This is a genomic window from Adhaeribacter soli (genome assembly GCF_008727925.1).
Lineage (GTDB): Bacteria > Bacteroidota > Bacteroidia > Cytophagales > Hymenobacteraceae > Adhaeribacter_A > Adhaeribacter_A soli.
Window position 1 is genome coordinate 587,936 of record NZ_VTWT01000002.1, and the last position, 18,840, is coordinate 606,775.

16 protein-coding genes are annotated in these 18,840 nt (G+C 47.1%); all 16 read left to right on the top strand.

Translation table 11 applies throughout. The features are described 5' to 3' along the window. The first annotated feature begins 88 nt into the window (after positions 1-88). The gene (locus F0P94_RS05830) at positions 89-1,294 is read left to right on the top strand and encodes a T9SS type A sorting domain-containing protein (RefSeq protein WP_191906936.1); all 1,206 of its coding nucleotides are present in this window, start codon (positions 89-91) and stop codon (positions 1,292-1,294) included. A 128-nt stretch (positions 1,295-1,422) separates the two neighbouring features. Then, the gene (locus tag F0P94_RS05835; RefSeq protein ID WP_150902872.1) at positions 1,423-2,703 is read left to right on the top strand and encodes a T9SS type A sorting domain-containing protein; all 1,281 of its coding nucleotides are present in this window, start codon (positions 1,423-1,425) and stop codon (positions 2,701-2,703) included. Positions 2,704-3,008: 305 nt separating this feature from the next. Further along, positions 3,009-3,383 (top strand): NADH-quinone oxidoreductase subunit A, encoded by a 375-nt coding sequence (locus F0P94_RS05840; protein ID WP_150902873.1) that lies wholly within the window; start codon positions 3,009-3,011, stop codon positions 3,381-3,383. A 102-nt stretch (positions 3,384-3,485) separates the two neighbouring features. Continuing rightward, entirely contained in the window at positions 3,486-4,040 is a 555-nt protein-coding gene (locus F0P94_RS05845; protein WP_150902874.1) for an NADH-quinone oxidoreductase subunit B, read from the top strand. A 2-nt stretch (positions 4,041-4,042) separates the two neighbouring features. Next, positions 4,043-4,549 carry an NADH-quinone oxidoreductase subunit C gene (locus F0P94_RS05850; protein ID WP_150902875.1) on the top strand — a complete coding sequence of 169 codons (507 nt, stop codon included), beginning with the start codon at positions 4,043-4,045 and terminating at the stop codon, positions 4,547-4,549. A gap of 181 nt (positions 4,550-4,730) precedes the next feature. Continuing rightward, positions 4,731-5,978 (top strand): NADH dehydrogenase (quinone) subunit D, encoded by a 1,248-nt coding sequence (gene nuoD, locus F0P94_RS05855; protein ID WP_150902876.1) that lies wholly within the window; start codon positions 4,731-4,733, stop codon positions 5,976-5,978. 102 nt (positions 5,979-6,080) lie between these two features. Next, the gene (locus F0P94_RS05860) at positions 6,081-6,590 is read left to right on the top strand and encodes an NADH-quinone oxidoreductase subunit NuoE family protein (protein ID WP_150902877.1); all 510 of its coding nucleotides are present in this window, start codon (positions 6,081-6,083) and stop codon (positions 6,588-6,590) included. A gap of 329 nt (positions 6,591-6,919) precedes the next feature. Next, on the top strand, positions 6,920-8,263 hold the full coding sequence (gene nuoF / locus F0P94_RS05865; protein ID WP_150902878.1) for an NADH-quinone oxidoreductase subunit NuoF: 1,344 nt from the start codon (positions 6,920-6,922) through the stop codon (positions 8,261-8,263). 348 nt (positions 8,264-8,611) lie between these two features. After that, positions 8,612-9,628 carry a 2Fe-2S iron-sulfur cluster-binding protein gene (locus F0P94_RS05870; protein ID WP_150902879.1) on the top strand — a complete coding sequence of 339 codons (1,017 nt, stop codon included), beginning with the start codon at positions 8,612-8,614 and terminating at the stop codon, positions 9,626-9,628. Between the two features lie 99 nt (positions 9,629-9,727). Beyond that, positions 9,728-10,825 (top strand): NADH-quinone oxidoreductase subunit NuoH, encoded by a 1,098-nt coding sequence (nuoH, locus tag F0P94_RS05875; protein WP_150902880.1) that lies wholly within the window; start codon positions 9,728-9,730, stop codon positions 10,823-10,825. 22 nt (positions 10,826-10,847) lie between these two features. Continuing rightward, a complete protein-coding gene (locus F0P94_RS05880; RefSeq protein WP_150902881.1) occupies positions 10,848-11,387 on the top strand; it encodes a NuoI/complex I 23 kDa subunit family protein in 540 nt (179 codons plus the stop codon). A gap of 149 nt (positions 11,388-11,536) precedes the next feature. Further along, on the top strand, positions 11,537-12,049 hold the full coding sequence (locus tag F0P94_RS05885) for an NADH-quinone oxidoreductase subunit J family protein (RefSeq protein ID WP_150902882.1): 513 nt from the start codon (positions 11,537-11,539) through the stop codon (positions 12,047-12,049). Between the two features lie 866 nt (positions 12,050-12,915). Further along, entirely contained in the window at positions 12,916-13,245 is a 330-nt protein-coding gene (nuoK, locus tag F0P94_RS05890; RefSeq protein WP_150902883.1) for an NADH-quinone oxidoreductase subunit NuoK, read from the top strand. 46 nt (positions 13,246-13,291) lie between these two features. Beyond that, entirely contained in the window at positions 13,292-15,238 is a 1,947-nt protein-coding gene (gene nuoL, locus F0P94_RS05895; RefSeq protein WP_150902884.1) for an NADH-quinone oxidoreductase subunit L, read from the top strand. A 278-nt stretch (positions 15,239-15,516) separates the two neighbouring features. Next, positions 15,517-16,965 carry a complex I subunit 4 family protein gene (locus F0P94_RS05900; RefSeq protein ID WP_150902885.1) on the top strand — a complete coding sequence of 483 codons (1,449 nt, stop codon included), beginning with the start codon at positions 15,517-15,519 and terminating at the stop codon, positions 16,963-16,965. Between the two features lie 172 nt (positions 16,966-17,137). After that, positions 17,138-18,517, top strand: coding sequence for an NADH-quinone oxidoreductase subunit N (locus tag F0P94_RS05905; protein ID WP_150902886.1), 1,380 nt, complete (start codon positions 17,138-17,140; stop codon positions 18,515-18,517). Positions 18,518-18,840 lie beyond the last annotated feature (323 nt).

Here is an 18,840-nt window from a genome sequence, read left to right on the forward strand (position 1 = left end):
GCAAGTTGTTAGTCATGCTGCTATGAAGAAGAAAATTACGAAGAAGTTTTGGTGTGAATCAGGGTTTTTACTGATCCTGTTTGTAAGCATGTTAACGCAAAACGCAAATGCCCAAAGCGATAAGCCCTTTTCGAAACCGGGAAAGAGCATGAATTATTACCACGACGGCACCACCTGGATTCATAGTTCAAATAGCACCTACACCTATAATGTTGCCGGGCAGGAACTGGAAGATTATCAACGTGATCCGCAAACAAATCAGAATGTTGGCCGGAACGTTAGCGAATACGATTCACTGGGAATTTTAAGAAGTTACATAGAGTACCTTTGGGTAAGTGGCAGATGGCATACTTACAAGGGTGGCAGGTCTATTCCTTTTTATAGCGGCGGCAAAATGGATTCCCTGTATGGCTTCTCCTGGGATGGTTATAAATGGAACGAAAACCGCACGCATTTTCTATATGATTCCAATGGTTTGTGTATTCAGGAAAATTTTTACGTTGAGGATGCTTATATAGGAGGTTGGCTAAATATCTCGAGAAAAAATATAAAATACGACCAAAACGGTATAATAACCCAAGTGCAATATTTCGGTCGCAATTATGGTACCTACGGTTGGGACTTAGGCAAAACAATCGATTATTATGCGTGGCACGTCCCAAACATTTCTCCTGCCATTTACACAAGCGATGGAGGCCGAGTTACCGTAACCTTAGGGCCGAATGGCGGAGATACTACCTGGTATGATGACTACAATCCACTTAAAGGCTCGTATGAAAAAAAAGTACGCGTAATAAATGTTAAGGATTTCAGAGGGAACCTTACAAACCAAAAAAGTGAAAGATATATAGACTCGACCGGCCAGTACCAGCTTTATGATGAAAAGCCAAGCATTTATACTTACAACGATAAATTTGATGTTACTCAATTATTAATGAAGTACCAGGATCATTCAATAATGGGCAGTCCAATAAAGGATGGCGTTAAATATATCTACAGCGATTTTCAGTATTTCAACCAGGCACCGGACAACACTAACAACCAGAATACAAAGCTTGCGTTCTCCCTTTATCCCAATCCCGGCCGGGATCTTATTACCGTGGAACTTCCCGAAAACAAGCAGGAAGCCTTGCAAGTTACCGTTTCAGATTTAAGCGGAAAAGCCCGGCTGACAAGATCGTTTACTGAGAAAGAGAAAAAACAACTGAACATTGAAGCGCTGCCCAAAGGCATATACCTGCTCCAACTGAAAACGGCCCAGGGCACTTCCGTTCAGAAAATAATAAAGCAATAGTGCTAACCTGATTTTTACCCAAAAAGCTACCGTTCTGAAAAAGGCGGTAGCTTTTTTATTTAGTAATAAAGGCAACGATTTAAATAATTGTTACGACCTGAATAATACAGAACTAAAGGAAGATTATTATGAAAATAAAATTTACTTTCTGCCAAAACTGGCAAGCCTTTTTAGCCTTCATTATATTAAACGGATTCCTTTTAACAAAGGTAGTAGCTCAAACCATGACCACTATCTCTAAACCGGGCTCCAGTCAGGATTTTGACCATAATGGTACCAATTGGGTTCATGTTGCAAATTCCACTTACACTTATGATTCTCACGGAAACCAATTAACAAAGCTAAGCTTAGATCCGAATACCAATGAGAATATCTCTAAAAACGAAATGACATATCACGTCTCTGGGGAACCTAGCAGTAACTTAAGTTACCAATGGCAAAATAACTCTTGGGTAGTAACACACGGTTGGAAAGATACTTTGATTTTCGACACCAATAACAGAGTTGTAATTCGAATAAAAAAAGATATTCAAAATGGCATTTGGGAAGTGAGGAAAACTGAATACAATTATGACGTGAATGGGAATAAGGTAGAAGAAATAGGATCAACGCTGGTAAACGGAAACTGGAATCTCTCCAACAGAAGATCTTATTCCTGGGCAAATGGTCTGATAACTGAAGTTCAACATGACGTTCCTGGTGGTGCAAACTGGCAAAAAATGGAAAAATATGTTTATGCTTCCTGGCATCTGGCAAACGTTAATCCGGCATCATATATACGTTATATTTATGACAGAGCAACTAATCAATGGTCGCCAGGTTCAAGAAACACCATTTCTTTAACAGGCAACGGAGGAAGCATTTACACAGTGGAATTAAACCAGAATAATGCCTGGGTAAATTATTATAGAATTAATGAGTATTACGATTCAAAAGGAAATTATACCGGATATTTAAAAGAAATCTACGCTGGTGGGTGGGAACCAGAGGCTGAAAATCAGGTTTTGATTACTTACAATAGTTTATTTGAAATTACTTCTATGACTTACAGATGGCCTCAAATTGTTGGTGGCCAAATGACAGGACCAGTAGTAGATCAATATAAATACGTTTACAGCAACTTCCAGTACTTTCAACGTGCTTTAGGTACAAATGAAAATCAAAAAGCGACTCCTGCTTTCAACGTTTTCCCCAACCCGGCACAAAACATTATCAATATAACCTCCTCGGAAAAAAGTCCAGCCACAACGGCAACTTTATCTGACCTAACCGGCAAAACCTGGCTCACACAAAAATTCAATGCCAACGAACCAAAACAACTGAACATAGAAGCGCTGCCAAAAGGCATTTACCTCCTGCAACTGAAAACGGCTAAAGGCACTTCCGTTCAGAAAATAATAAAGCAATAGATACTTCCGAATTTTTACCCGAAAGGCTACCGTTTTGAGAAAGGCGGTAGCTTTTTATTTTTAGAAGAAACCGATTCAAACCTCTTCCCTAATTACCAAACCTATCTACTTGAAAACCAACCCGATCAAATTCATAACAGACACAAACACCTTTTATACTTTTTCAATTTTTATCTTCTATCCAACAGAAATAAAAACCAACAACGCACGTTTGTTTAGAAATAGTCTATACAAGCGGCGGCAACTTTGAAACTTGTAGATTAATCTCTAATTTTGTTCCCAAATTTTGCAACAGAACACGTTTTATGGAAACACCGAACTATATACCTTACGATTACCTGCCGATCATCGTGCAGTTTCTGGCCGCGGCCGGTTTCGTAGCCTTCGCCATGGGTTTAACCCACATGATCGGGCCGAAACGCCACAGCAAAGTAAAGGATGAAGCCTGGGAATGCGGTATTCCAACCGTAGGAAACGCCCGTACGCCGGTTTCCTATAAATACTTCATGACCGCGATCCTCTTTGTACTTTTCGACATCGAGATCATTTTCATGTATCCGTGGGCCGTTAACTTCAAAGCATTAGGTACCGAAGGCTTTATCCAGATGCTTACGTTCATGGGCCTGCTGATGACCGGCTTTGTGTACGTGATCAAAAAGGGTATCCTGAAGTGGGAATAAACCCAAAGAAACTACCGGAATAGGATTAAACTTTTAAAATTGGCTTGGTGTTGAGAGGAAGGTAATTCTTAAACCTGAATTTGGACTAAAGCTTACAAGCATATGAGCAATTCGAATAGCAATATTAAATTAGTAGAAGCCCCGGACGGCATTGAAGGCGCTGGTTTCTTTGCTACTTCCCTGGAGAAAGTAGTGGGCATTGCCCGGAAACATTCCCTTTGGCCGCTGCCTTTTGCCACTTCCTGCTGCGGCATCGAATACATGGCTACCATGGGCGCCAACTACGATATTTCCCGCTTCGGTTCCGAGCGTCCGAGCTTCTCGCCGCGCCAGGCCGACCTTTTAATGGTAATGGGTACCATTGCCAAGAAAATGGCGCCGGTGGTGAAACAGGTTTACGAACAAATGGCTGAGCCGCGCTGGGTAATTGCCATGGGCGCCTGCGCTTCGTCGGGCGGTATCTTCGATACTTACTCGGTACTGCAGGGCATCGACCGCATTATTCCGGTAGACGTGTACATTCCGGGATGCCCGCCGCGTCCGGAAGCCGTTTTAGACGGTTTAATGCGCGTACAGGACCTGGCCGAAAACGAATCGCTCCGCCGCAGAAATTCTCCGGAATACCAGGCACTTTTAGCATCTTACAACATTAAATAAGCATGGCCGAACTAACCAACCAGGCAGTTTTAGAGCGCTTACAATCTAAATTCGGAGCTTTTATTTCCGATGTGGAAGAGCCATACGGCCTGCTAACGATTACCACCACCCGCGATCAGATCATTCCGATGCTGGAATTCCTGCATGCGGACCAGGATCTGCAAATGAATTTCCTCACTACCATGTGCGGCATTCATTACCCAAGCAACAAAGACAAAGAGCTCGGCCTGATCTACCACGTGCACAGCCTCGTGCATAACGTGCGCCTGCGCATCAAGATATTCTTCCCGATCTCCGATCCGGTTGTGCCAACGGCTACCGGGCTTTACGCCGCCGCCAACTGGATGGAGCGCGAAGCTTTCGATTTCTACGGCATTAAGTTCGAAGGTCACCCGAACCTGATCCGGATCCTGAATGTGGAAGACATGGATTACCACCCGATGCTGCGCCACTATCCGCTGGAAGACGGCACCCGGGAAGATAAAGTAGACCTATTCTTCGGAAGGTAATTTCGTTGCTCGTTGTTCGTTATTCGATTTTTTTTGAAAAACCAATACCGAAGCAGGAGCAAGTTTAGAACGAAAAGTAAAGTTAGTTAGCCGTTGAAAGTTACTCAGATTGAAGCATTAAGAAATTTCTGAATCCGAATAACGAACAACGAACAACGAACAACGAATAACGAACCCAAAAATGGCAGAAATTAAAAAAGCAGCAGAAGTAAAGCATCCGGCCAATCCGGTGCACGGTTCGCTTCAGGTTGCCGATTCCTTTAATAACGAACTTACCACGCTGAACCTGGGGCCAACGCACCCGGCCACGCACGGTATTTTCCAGAATATTCTTCAGATGGACGGTGAGAAGATCGTTTCGGGCGTGCCCACGATCGGCTACATTCACCGGGCCTTCGAAAAAATTGCCGAGCGACGTCCGTTCTACCAGATCACGCCGCTTACCGACCGCATGAATTACTGCTCCGCTCCTATCAACAATATGGGCTGGTGGATGACGGTAGAAAAACTGCTGGGGGTAAAAACGCCGAAACGGGCCGATTACATCCGGGTTATTGCCATGGAACTGGCGCGGATTGCCGACCACCTGATCTGTAACTCCATTCTGGGTGTGGATACCGGAGCATTTACCGGCTTCCTTTACGTGTTCCAGGAACGCGAAAAGATCTACGAGATTTACGAAGAGATCTGCGGTTCCCGCTTAACTACCAATATGGGCCGCATCGGCGGTATGGAGCGCGACCTTTCGCCGGCGGCTATTGCCAAGCTCCGTACTTTCCTGAAAGATTTCCCGAAAGTGTGGGCCGAGTTCGAGACCATGTTCAACCGCAACCGCATTTTCATGGACCGTACGCAAAACGTAGGTCCGATTACCGCGGAGCGCGCCCTGAACTACGGCTTTACCGGACCGAACCTGCGCGCTGCCGGGGTAGACTACGATGTGCGCGTAATGAACCCGTATTCTTCTTACCAGGATTTCGAATTCGACATTCCGGTGGGCAGCAACGGCGATACCTACGACCGCTTCATGGTGCGGAACGAAGAAGTTTGGCAGAGCTTACGCATCATAAACCAGGCCCTGGATAACCTGCCTGAAGGACCTTTCCACGCCGATGCGCCGGAATATTATTTACCGGCCAAGCAGCAGGTTTACCGCAACATGGAAGCCCTCATCTACCACTTCAAAATCGTGATGGGTGAAATCGAGGCGCCGGTTGGCGAAGTTTATCATTCGGTGGAAGGTGGCAACGGCGAATTAGGTTTCTACCTGATCTCCGACGGCGGCCGTACCCCGTATCGTCTGCACTTCCGCCGCCCTTGCTATATTTACTATCAGGCTTACCCGGAGATGGTGGTTGGCACCTCGCTGTCCGATGCCATTGTGATCCTGAGCTCGATGAACGTAATTGCCGGCGAATTAGACGCTTAATAATAGTTATGAGTTAAGAGTTATGAGTTTAAAGTTTATTGATTCCTGAATCCTTAGATCTTCAACTCATAACTTTTAACTCTAAACTCATAACTAATAAAAATGGTTGAAATTAAAGATAAAGCGGACGTAAAGTTTTCTGAAGCCGCTCAAAAAGAAATAGAACGCTACATCAGCCACTACCCTGCCGATCGTAAAAAATCAGCGTTGCTGCCGGTGCTGCACATTGCCCAGGCAGAGTTTGGCGGTTGGGTAAGCCCGGCCGTGCAGGATAAGGTAGCGGAGATTTTAGGCATTGAACCGATCGAGGTGTACGAGGTATCTACTTTCTACACCATGTTCAATTTAAAGCCGGTTGGCAAGCACGTACTCGAAGTTTGCCGCACCGGACCTTGCATGCTGCGCGGCGCCGATCAGCTGATCGAGCACATCGAGAACCGCATTGGCTGCAAAGTTGGCGAAACCTCCCCGGATGGCATGTTCACCCTGAAAACCGTGGAATGCTTGGCCGCCTGCGGCATGGGCCCGATGCTTCAGATTCAGGAAAAATATTACGAAAACCTCGATACGGAAAGCATGGACAAACTGCTCGACGATCTGCGGAAGCAGTAGTTCGGGTAGCTGGTATCAGGTAGCAGGATTTTAATATTGCTGGCCATCCGATTACTGGTCATCCCGAGCTTGTCGAGGGAACTTATGAGACCAGATTTTGCGAGGAAACGCTAGCATTTAAGCTGAAAAAGTGAGTTGTTGGTGAAAACACCAACAACGGCGGAAAAGTGAAACGATATCGTTTTCAGCAAACCAGAAAAGCTACCTGAAAACAGTAGCCTTTTCAACCGAAAAACTTAAAACTGAATTCCCGGCAGGGAAAATTTGAATATAATTTTAAAGTCTTGATACTTGTATCCTGATACTTGTGTCTAAGCACCGCGAAAACAATGGGACTTAAAATATTAACCGAACATATTAACGTACCGGGAATAAACACCTACGAAACCTACCGCAAAATGGGAGGTTACCGCTCGGTGGAAAAAGCCCTGAAAACCATGACGCCTGAAGAAGTGGTGGAAGAGGTGAAGAAATCCGGTCTGCGTGGTCGTGGAGGTGCAGGCTTCCCGACGGGTATGAAGTGGAGCTTCCTGGCAAAACCGGAAGGCAAGCCGCGCTACCTCGTTTGCAACGCCGACGAATCGGAGCCGGGTACTTTCAAGGACCGCGTGCTGATGGAAAAGATCCCGCACGCGCTGATTGAAGGGATGATCACTTCCAGCTATGCACTGGGCGCCAGAACTTCTTACATCTACATCCGCGGCGAGCTGATGTTCGTGTTGCGGATTCTGGAAAAAGCAATTGCCGAAGCGTATGCAAATGGTATGCTGGGCGAAAATATTCTGGGTTCCGGTTACTCTTTAGACTTACACGTGCACCCGGGTGGTGGCGCTTATATTTGCGGCGAGGAAACTGCTTTGTTGGAATCGTTGGAAGGTAAACGCGGTAACCCACGGAACAAACCGCCTTTCCCGGCCGTCTGGGGCCTTTACGGTTGCCCGACCGTGGTAAACAACGTGGAATCCATTGCTACTGTGCCGTGGATCGTGAACAACACCGGCGACGAATACGCAAAAATCGGCGTAGGCCGCTCCACCGGAACGAAGCTTATCTCTGCTTCGGGTCACATCAACAAACCGGGCGTTTACGAAATTGAATTAGGCTTACCGGTAGCAGAATTCCTGTACTCCGACGAATATTGTGGCGGTATCTGGAAAAACCGGAAATTCAAGGCCGTAGTGGCCGGTGGTTCTTCGGTGCCGATCCTACCGGGTGAATTATTCCTGAAAACGGCGGAAGGTACGCCGCGCGTGATGACCTACGAATCGCTTTCCGAAGGTGGTTTTGTGAGTGGCACGATGCTCGGTTCCGGCGGTTTCATTGTAATGGACGATACTACCTGTATTGTGCGCAACACGTGGAACTTCTCCCGCTTCTACCACCACGAGTCCTGCGGCCAGTGCTCGCCTTGCCGCGAAGGTACCGGCTGGATGGAAAAAGTGCTTCACCGTTTAGAGCACGGTCACGGCTCCATGCACGATATTGATCTTCTGGTTAGCATTTCAAAACAGATTGAAGGAAATACCATTTGCCCACTCGGCGATGCAGCAGCCTGGCCGGTTGCCAGTGCGGTGCGTCACTTCCGCGAGGAATTCGAGTGGCACGTGAAACATCCGGAAGAAGCTGCTAAACCTGGTGCCGTTTTCCGCAAGGAAGCCGGGGTATTGGTTTAAAGAAATAAAGTAAAACGAAACTTAACCAGATTGTCATTTGCCGATGTTGGTGTTTTCACCAACATCCGTACTGCAGTTATTAAACTTGTCATTCTGAGCTTTAGCGAAGAAACTCGTCGGAGTTTAGTAGAAAGCTTACTACCGGCTGCCGACGAGGTCCTTCGCTGGCGCTCAGGATGACAGAAAATAGTTAAAGGTTAGTTTTACAAAGAAAAACGGTAGGTTTGGTGCTGAGAAAGCAAAGAGCTTACTGCAGATTAAATAAATAGATTACAGTTTTGCCGTTAGGAAATTGTTCGGGTTAAGATTTCGAACAACGAATAACGAGCAACGAACAACGAATAAAAAATGGCTAAAATAACTTTCGACGGTATTGAGGTGGAAGTGCCGGATGGCACCACGATCCTGAATGCTGCCCGCCAGATTGGTGGCAAGGTGGTACCGCCTGCCATGTGCTACTATACGCCTTTACAAGGCAGTGGCGGTAAATGCCGTGCCTGTCTTGTAAAAGTAACCGCCGGTTCTGCCAAAGACCCGCGCCCGATGCCGAAACTGGTTGCGTCCTGCGTAACCCCGGTTCAGGACGGTATGGTGGTAGAAAACACGCTTTCTGAGCAAGTACTGGAAGCCCGCAAAGGCGTGGTGGAAATGTTGCTGATCAATCACCCGCTCGATTGCCCGGTTTGCGATCAGGCCGGCGAGTGCGACCTGCAGAACTTCTCTTACGAGCACGGCACTTCCGGAACCCGTTACGAAGAAGAACGCCGCACATTCGACAAGATCGATATCGGTCCGTTGATCCAGCTGCACATGACGCGTTGCATTTTGTGCTATCGTTGCGTGTACACCGCCAATCAGTTAACGGATAAGCGCGTGCACGGCGTACTGGGCCGCGGCGATGCCGCTGAGATCGGAACGTACATCGAGAACTCCCTGGAAAACGAATTCATTGGGAACGTGATCGATGTTTGTCCGGTAGGCGCTTTAACGGATAAGACTTTCCGCTTTAAGAACCGTGTTTGGTTTACGAAGCCTTTGGATGCCCACCGCAACTGCGAAGACCCGAAATGCTGCGGCAAAGTAGTGCTCTGGACCCGCGGCGAAGAAGTGCTGCGCGTAACGGCCCGCAAAAACGAATACGGCGAAGTAGAACAGTTCATCTGCAATACCTGCCGCTTCGATAAAAAGGAAATGAGCGACTGGACCGTGGAAGGACCGCGTCACATTGCCCGTGCTTCCGTAATTGCGGCAAACCACTACGAACTGCCGGTAATTAACCCGCACGTAGTTTCTGATCTGCCGGAACACGTAGTTGATACGCCGGCTGGCCCTGCCAGTATTCCAACCAGCAATCCCGGTCAGTAAAATAGAATAAAGTAAAAAGAGCAAGGATAAAAGATGATCGGCAATTTTAATAAGATTAATCTTTCTACTTTTATCCTTCTTCCTTTATCATAAAAAAGTATGGAATTCCTGTTAAACCCATTCTCCATAAATGCCCTGATCATCCTGGCGATCTTCGGGCTAACGCTGTTTATTGCTACCTACTGCACCTATGCGGAACGGAAGATTGCAGCCTTTATTCAGGACCGCGTTGGTCCGAACCGGGCGGGGCCGCTTGGTCTGGCTCAGCCGCTGGCCGATGCCGTAAAAATGTTCTTCAAAGAAGAATTTATTCCGGCCAATGCGCATAAGTTCCTGTTCGTAGCGGGTCCTTCCCTGGCAATGCTTACGGCTTGTATGAGCTCGGCGGTAATTCCGTTCGGCAATACCTTAATAATTGATGGTGTTGGCGAAATTCGCTTACAGGGCATTGAAGTAAACATCGGCATGCTGTACATTTTTGGTGTAGTGGCATTGGGCGTTTATGGCATCATGATCGGTGGCTGGGCTTCGAACAACAAGTTCTCTTTATTAGGCGCTATCCGGGCAGCTTCGCAAAATATCAGTTATGAACTGGCCATGGGCCTTTCCATTATTGCCATTCTGATGATGTCGGGTTCGCTTTCGTTGCGGGAAATTACCCTGCAGCAAGGCGGCAGTTTCTTAGGAATCTCCGGCCTGGACTGGAATATTTTCTACCAGCCCTTGGGCTTCATTATTTTCTTAACCTGTGCTTTTGCCGAAACCAACCGTACGCCTTTCGACTTACCGGAATGCGAAACCGAGCTGATCGGCGGTTACCACACCGAATATTCGGCCATGAAACTGGGCTTGTACCTGTTTGCGGAATACGTGAATATTATTGTGGCTTCGGCGGTAATGAGCGTGCTATATTTCGGTGGATTCAACTTCCCGGGCCAGGAGTGGTTAAGAGCAAATATTGCCTCCGACCCTACTCTGGCGCACAACCTGGTAACGATTATCGGTACGGTGGTGTTCTTCGGTAAGATCTTCGCCTTCATCTTCTTCTTTATGTGGGTGCGCTGGACCTTGCCACGTTTCCGCTACGACCAGTTAATGCACCTAGGCTGGAAGATACTGATTCCGTTGGCGATGATCAACGTAGTGCTAACCGGAGCAGCGATCCTGTTCTGGCCGCAACTGAAAGCAATGTTTTAAATTTTAACCTGAAAGGCGCATTATGCAACCTTTATCGAATAGAGTAAAAAAGCTGGAAAAGAAACCGATGACGCTCGCGGAACGCGCGTATTTACCGGCCATTTTCCAGGGACTTTCCATTACCTTACGCCACTTTTTCAAGAAAAAAGCTACCGTTCAGTACCCGGAAGTAGAACGCCCGATGAGCAATGTGTTCCGGGGCCTGCACGTGCTGAAGCGCGATGAGCAGAACCGCGAACGCTGCACGGCCTGTGGTCTTTGTGCCGTAGCCTGTCCGGCGGAAGCGATCACGATCGTGGCCGGCGAGCGCCTGAAAGGCGAAGAGCATTTGTACCGGGAAGAGAAATACGCGGTTACCTACGAGGTGAACATGTTGCGCTGCATTTTCTGTGGTCTGTGCGAGGAAGCTTGCCCGAAAGAAGCGGTTTTCCTGCAGAACAACAAAATTGCGCCGCCGCGTTACGAGCGCGAAGAATTCATCTACGGCAAAGACCGTCTACTGGAGCCGCTCAACACCGAAACGCACAAAAACACGAAAGACAATATCAACTATCAGTATTAACTATAGTGATTAGTGAATAATGATTAGTGATTAGTAATTCAGATATTAAATTAGACTTTTTGGCCCTAGATCTTAGCGTTTTCAAGTTTTAAAATGTCCTGACTTATTAACTACTAATCACTAATCACTAATCATTAATCACTAAAAAGATGATCCAGAACGTTTTCTACTTTCTTACTTTTCTTACCCTGATCAGTGCCTGTATGGTTGTGTTTTCCCGCAACCCGGTTTATTCGGTGCTATTCCTGATCCTGACCTTTTTCTCGATCTCGGGCCACTATATTTTGCTGAATGCCCAGTTCCTGGCGGCGGTAAACATTATTGTGTACGCCGGGGCGATCATGGTACTGTTCCTGTTCGTGATCATGTTCCTGAACCTGAACAAAGAAACGGAAACCCAAAAATCGAATATATCGAAATTTGCCGCCGTAATTGCGGGGGGACTTCTGATGGTAGTAATGGTGGCAGCCCTGAAAGATGTTGATGCCGGAACGTATACCGAAGCAGGTTTCAACTCTCAGATCGGGATGGTGCAGAACCTGGGCATGGTACTTTTCAAAAACTATTTGCTACCGTTCGAATTGGCTTCGGTGCTGTTCTTAGTGGCCATGGCTGGTGCGGTAATGCTGGGCAAAAAGGAAACCGGCGAACGTCATTTCTAAGAGATAAATACAAACGAATTAAAGCCGGTTGCTGAAAAGTAACCGGCTTTTTCATTTATGGCGAAGCTGACCCGTACGGCTGTTTTATTTTGGCGGATTCTCCCCTTGAGCATAAAGCTGAGTGTTTAAACTTGCTGATTTTACCAAATAACGTTTCCCCCCAATGTTTGCCGTAAACCCCGGCCTGTCCCCTGACAGGCCGGACTATCGATGCTCCATTCGGGTAGTCAACCCACCAGACGATTTACTTTTATTAACGGCTTAATGGAAGCGTCTGCACAATGCTCAATACTGCAGTGCTTCCGGCCTGTCAGGGGACAGGCCGGGGTAGAGAGATACAGGCCAAGGTGAACCAATTAGACAAGCCTCCATAAAGCCATCGAATAGCAGCTTATTTACACCTTAGCTGAACCTGATCCTACCCCATAGAATATTGAATTAAAAAAATTCATTGCCGTCTGCTTTAGCTGACGGATAAGAGGCGATATTTTGAATGGCTTTAGCTTAAATTTTATTGCTGTTCAGGATTTTAAAGCCAGGAAACATTTGGCTAAAGCCGAAAATTATAAACTTCGTGAACCGTCAGCTAAAGCAGACGGCAATGAAACAGCATAACTTAGCAATCCCTTTGCCAGCTTTTGGCTATGAACCAGTATGTAGGCTTTAGCCAGGGACGATACTGCAGGGGTAAAACACGGGTTTGCCTTCCTTACTGCACCCGAATTCAAACCAATCACCCACTGAAAAAAGCTGTTCACCCGAAAGAAGATTGCCTAATAATTGTGTAAAATTGAAAAATGCGGATAACTTTGCGGCTTAATTTGCAACAGTTAAATCCTGGGTAACCGCGCAAGCGATTATTACTTATGAACGAAATTCCTGAGGTCATCCGGACCATTCCGCTGAATTATTACCTTTTCCTGAGCACGGCTTTATTCGTGATCGGCGTAACGGGCGTACTGCTCCGGCGCAATGCAATCATCATTTTTATGTGTATCGAGCTTATGCTGAATGCGGTAAACCTGCTTTTAGCGGCCTTTGCATCGTACCGTTCCGACCCGAACGGGCAGGTATTCGTGTTTTTCATTATGGCGGTGGCGGCAGCCGAGGTTTGCGTGGGCCTGGCCATTATTGTAATGATCTACCGCAACCTGCAGAGTACGGATGTGCACCTGCTCAACAAATTAAAATGGTAGGGCTTTGCGCCCGAAAACTATAACGTTCATTTTTAAAATCTTTTAAATGCAACAAATACAAGTACCGGAAAACAATCCAGCCATGGCGCTTCTCTGCCTGCTGATTCCGTTGCTGCCCCTGATCGGCTTTGTGATCAACGGCCTGGGCAACGGCAAACTTCCGAAATCGCTGGTAAGCCTGGTAGGTTGCGGCAGCGTGCTGATCTCCTTCCTCCTTTCCATTTACCTGTTTTTCAGCTTCGAGTCCGGCAGCGCCGGTTACGTTACCGAAGTATTCAACTGGATCCAGGTAGGTACCTTAAGCATTCCGTTTGCTTTCCAGATCGACCAGCTTTCGCTTATTATGCTACTGTTGGTAACGGGTGTAGGTTTCGTAATTCACGTGTATTCGGCGGGTTACATGAGCCACGATCCGGGTTTCGGTAAATTCTTTGCTTTCCTGAACCTCTTCATTTTCTCGATGCTGCTGCTCGTAATGGGCGCCAACTACGTAATGATGTTCATCGGGTGGGAAGGTGTAGGTCTTTGCTCCTACCTGCTCATCGGTTTCTGGAACAAAGTAACGCCATACAACAACGCCGCCAAGAAAGCCTTCATCATGAACCGCATAGGTGACTTAGGCTTCCTGTTAGGTATTTTCCTGATCTTTATGACTTTCGGCAGCGTAGGTTACGCCGAAGTTTTCGGCAAAGCCGCTACCATTCCGGTTTCTTCCGAAGTTATTACCGCTATTACCCTGCTCCTGTTTGTGGGTGCGATGGGTAAAAGTGCCCAGATTCCGCTTTATACCTGGCTTCCGGATGCGATGGCCGGTCCTACCCCGGTTTCAGCCCTCATTCACGCGGCAACCATGGTTACTGCCGGTATTTACATGGTATTGCGTTCGAATATTCTTTACACCATGGCGCCGGAAACCCTGGAAGTGGTTGCCATTATTGGCTTGGCTACCGCCGTTTTTGCGGCAACCATCGGCCTTTTCCAGAACGACATCAAAAAAGTACTCGCTTATTCAACCGTTTCCCAGCTGGGTTATATGTTCCTGGCCTTGGGCGTAATGGCTTATTCCTCTTCTTTCTTCCACGTACTTACGCACGCTTTCTTTAAAGCCCTCTTGTTCCTGGGTGCCGGTTCGGTTATTCATGCCATGAGTGGCGAGCAGGATATGCGTAGCATGGGTGGTTTACGGAAAGCCTTGCCGATCACGTTCATTACTATGCTCATCGGTACGTTAGCCATTTCGGGTATTCCGCCGTTTGCCGGTTTCTTCTCCAAAGATGAATTGCTGGCGCACGTGTACGAGCACAACAAAATTATGTGGGGCTTCGGCGTACTGGCATCCTTCATGACTTCCTTCTACATGTTCCGCTTAATGTTCCTGACGTTCTTCGGAAGTTTCCGTGGCACGGAAGAGCAACGCCACCACCTGCACGAATCGCCAGCCAGCATGACCATTCCTTTGATCATCTTAGCCGTGCTTTCTACCATTGGCGGTTTCATGGGTCTGCCGCCGGTATTCTCCGAAAACCATACGCTTGCCAATTACTTAGCGCCATTGTTTGAGGCTTCCCGCCAGGTTAATCCGGAGGCATTCGGCCACCACATGGATCACGCCACCGAATTTATGCTGATGGGTATTTCGGTAGCCGTTGCTTTGGTTGCCGCGATTATTGCCTATGTAATTTATGTGAGTAAAAAATCGGTTCCGGCTGCTGAAGGCACTGAAACGGGAATTCACAAAGTGGTTTACAACAAATACTACATCGACGAGCTTTACGATACCATTATTGTGAAACCGATCATGAGCCTTTCCACCGGCTTGTACCGCTTCGTGGAAAAAGGCCTGATCGATCCGTTAGTGAATGGGTTTGGTAAAGTTACGATGGGCGGCGGCCGCGGTTTGCGCGTGCTGCAGAGCGGCGCGATCGGTTCTTATTTGCTTACCATGGTGGTAGGCATTATCCTGATCCTGGTGCTGAACTTTATCTTGCGCTAAGCCTGATTTGAAGATTTGGAAATTTGAAGATTTGAAGATTTGGAGATTTGAAAATTCAGATCGAAGAATTGAAAATTCGAAAGTAGAATTCATAAAAACGTACAGTCCGAAACGCTGTCGTTTTCAAATAAAAAGTCCTGATACCTGTGTCTTGATACTTGTGTCTGATAAATAAAAAGTCCTGATACCTGTGTCTTGATACTTGTGTCAGAAATAAAATTAAAAGTCCTGATACTTGTGTCTTGATACTTGTGTCTGAATAACATTAACAATATAAAATGTTAACAGCTTTTTTACTTTTCTGGCCGGCGCTTGCCGGTTTACTGGTTCTGCTAATGCGCGGGGAAGCCGCCAAAAAAGTGGCTTTGGGAGCAGCCGTTATCGAATTCTTGGCCGTAGTTGACGCCATGATGCAGTTCGACCCGAACGCCGGAACCCAATTCGAACTGAACCTGCCCTGGATCGAAAATGCCGGTATCGCCTTCCACATCGGTATGGATGGTATCAGCATGCTGCTGGTTTTCTTAGCGGCATTTCTGGTGCCCTTAATTATTCTGGCCAGCTTTAAACACGATTACCGCAACCCCGGCACGTTCTATGCCCTTATCCTTTTCATGCAGACCGGCATGATCGGTTCGTTTGTGGCTCTGGATGCGTTTGTGTTCTATTTCTTCTGGGAGGTTGCTTTAATTCCGATCTACTTTATTGCCGGTATCTGGGGTGGTGAGCGCCGCGTGCCGGTTACTTTTAAGTTCTTTATCTATACCATTTTCGGTTCGTTGTTCATGCTGGTTGGGTTCGTGTACCTTTACTTCCAGACCCCGGGCACGCACACTTCCGATCTTTCCGCATTCTACCAGTTAGCGCTTTCTCCGGAAAATCAGAGCTGGGTTTTCTGGTTCATTTTCTTAGCGTTTGCCATTAAAATGCCGGTTTTCCCGTTCCACACCTGGCAGCCTGACACCTATACCGAAGCGCCAACTACGGGTACCATGCTTCTTTCCGGTATCATGCTGAAAATGGGTATTTACGGGGTGATTCGCTGGTTACTGCCGGTGGTTCCGGCCGGGGTAGCGCAATGGGCGGATGTGGTACTGGTACTTGCCATTATCGGGATTATCTACGGAGCCATCATTGCCATTCGTCAGAACGACATGAAACGCCTCGCGGCTTTCTCTTCTATTTCGCACGTGGGTTTAATTGCCGCGGGTTTATTCACCCTGAACATGCAGGGCCTGCAGGGCGCCATGATCCAGATGCTGAGCCACGGTATTAACGTAGTAGGTATCTTCTTCCTGATCGATATTATTTTCCGTCGCTTGGGTACCAGAGAAATCAAAGCATTGGGTGGCATTACGCAATATGGCAAAGCCTTTACTATTTGCTTTATGGTGGTGTTGCTGGCCATGGTAGGTTTACCACTGACCAACGGTTTCGTAGGTGAATTCCTGCTGCTTTCCGGCGTGTTCCAGTACAACTACATTATGGGTGGCGTAGCAGGTATTACCATTATTCTGGGGGCGGTATATATGTTCCGCATGTTCCAGCGCGTCATGTTCGGCGAAGCCAACTACGTAACCTCCAAATTCACCGACCTGACCGCTACCGAAATGGCCGTTCTGATCCCGATCATCATCATGATCTTCTGGATCGGTTTGCACCCGAACACATTCCTGCAAATCTCCGAACCAGCCGTAAGAGACCTGCTGACGATTATAAAAAGATAGTTCGACTTTCCGATATTCGACTGTTCGACACTCGAGTTTTTGAAAGTCCGATTTGGAAATAAAAGTAAATAAGCTTAAAAGAGCTTCGGTTGAAGAAAACGGTTTGTTCAGGATCTTTAAAAGAGAAAATCGAACAATCGAATATCCAACAATCGAAAAATCGAAATAAAAAATGACTTCAATAATTCTTTTATCAGTTTTCGGCATCATTAACCTTTTCCTGGGCTTCCTGAAGTCGAACCGGATCTTAATGCCGGCGGTGGTCGTTTTTCTGGCCATTGTTTTTGGGGTGAATTTCATCGACTGGAACCAGGGCCCGCAAACCCACTTCAACAACATGCTGGTTATCGACAATTTTTCGGTAGCCTTCGCTGCAGTTATGGTGCTTTCCATGTTGCTGATCCTGCCGTTTTCGCGCTCCTATGTAACCGATGAGAACCCGCATTTAGCTGAATTTTACTCGCTGCTGCTTTTCTCTTTGGTAGGCGCCATCATGATGGTGAGCTACGAGAACATGCTGATGCTTTTCCTGGGAATCGAGATCCTTTCCATTGCCATGTACGTGCTGGCCGGAAGCCATAAAAAGCAACTCCGCTCCAACGAAGCAGCCCTGAAGTATCTGCTGATGGGTTCTTTTGCTACCGGTATTTTACTTTTCGGCATTGCCCTGATCTACGGCGCTTCCGGTACGTTCAACATTTCCGACATTGCTTCTTTTTCTTCTACCCAGCCTGCCGGTTTACTGCCAATGATGGAAGTAGGCGTGCTGATGATCCTGATCGGGGTTTGCTTTAAAATCGGCGCCGCGCCTTTCCATTTCTGGACCCCGGACGTGTACGAAGGAACGCCAACCATTTTCACGGCTTACATGAGCACCGTAGTTAAAACGGCAGGTATTGCAGCTTTCTACAAACTGGTTTGGTCGGTTTTCCCGGGTCTGAACGAATTCTGGTACCCTACTTTGGTTGCTATTACCGTGCTGACTTTAGTTATCGGGAACGTGGGTGCGGCCGTGCAGAACAGCTTTAAACGGATGCTTGCTTACTCCAGTATTGCGCACGCCGGTTACCTGTTAATTGCCCTTACTTCCTTCAACGACCGTTCTGAAAATGCTATCCTGTTTTACGCTTTGGCTTATACCGTAGCCACCGTAGCCGCTTTCGGCGTCCTGAAACTGGTTTCCGACCAGCGTGGGGAAGAAGGTTACGAAGCTTTCAACGGCTTAGGTAAAACCAACCCGCTGCTGGCTTTCTCGATGACTGTAGCAATGTGCTCCCTGGCCAGCATTCCGCTTACCGGTGGTTTCTTTGCCAAGTTCTTCATCTTTGGAGCTGCCATCGATGCCGGCGCGGTTTGGTTGGTAGTGGTTGCTATTTTAATGTCAGCAGTTAGCATTTACTATTACTTCCGGGTGGTTATTGCCATGTATATGCGCGATGCCGAAGGCGAAAGAATTGCGGTTGATCCGTTTGCTGCTTTCATGCTGATCGTGCTGAGCATTTTCACCATTCTGATGGGGGTGGCTCCGGGTTTATTCAACAACCTGCTGTAAGTAAAACAATACCAATTTTCATAAAAAAGGAAAGCCGGGCGAATTCGTTCGGCTTTTTTGTTTCGCGTCTGAATCAAGCCTTCTTACCTTTTTCTTAAAAGACAGGCCACTTCAATCGCTGGTGCGAGCCTCCGGCTCGTATCCCACACATAACCCAATCCAATAAAACAGATACGAGCCGGAGGCTCGCACCAGCATGAGGCTGTGGTCAGCTTTGCAACCAGCATCCTTCCCTCAGGAATAAGCCGGCTTTCCTAAAGGTATGTTATAAACACATACAACTTTTTATATATTGCGGACTTGTTCACCTAAACTCCTACACT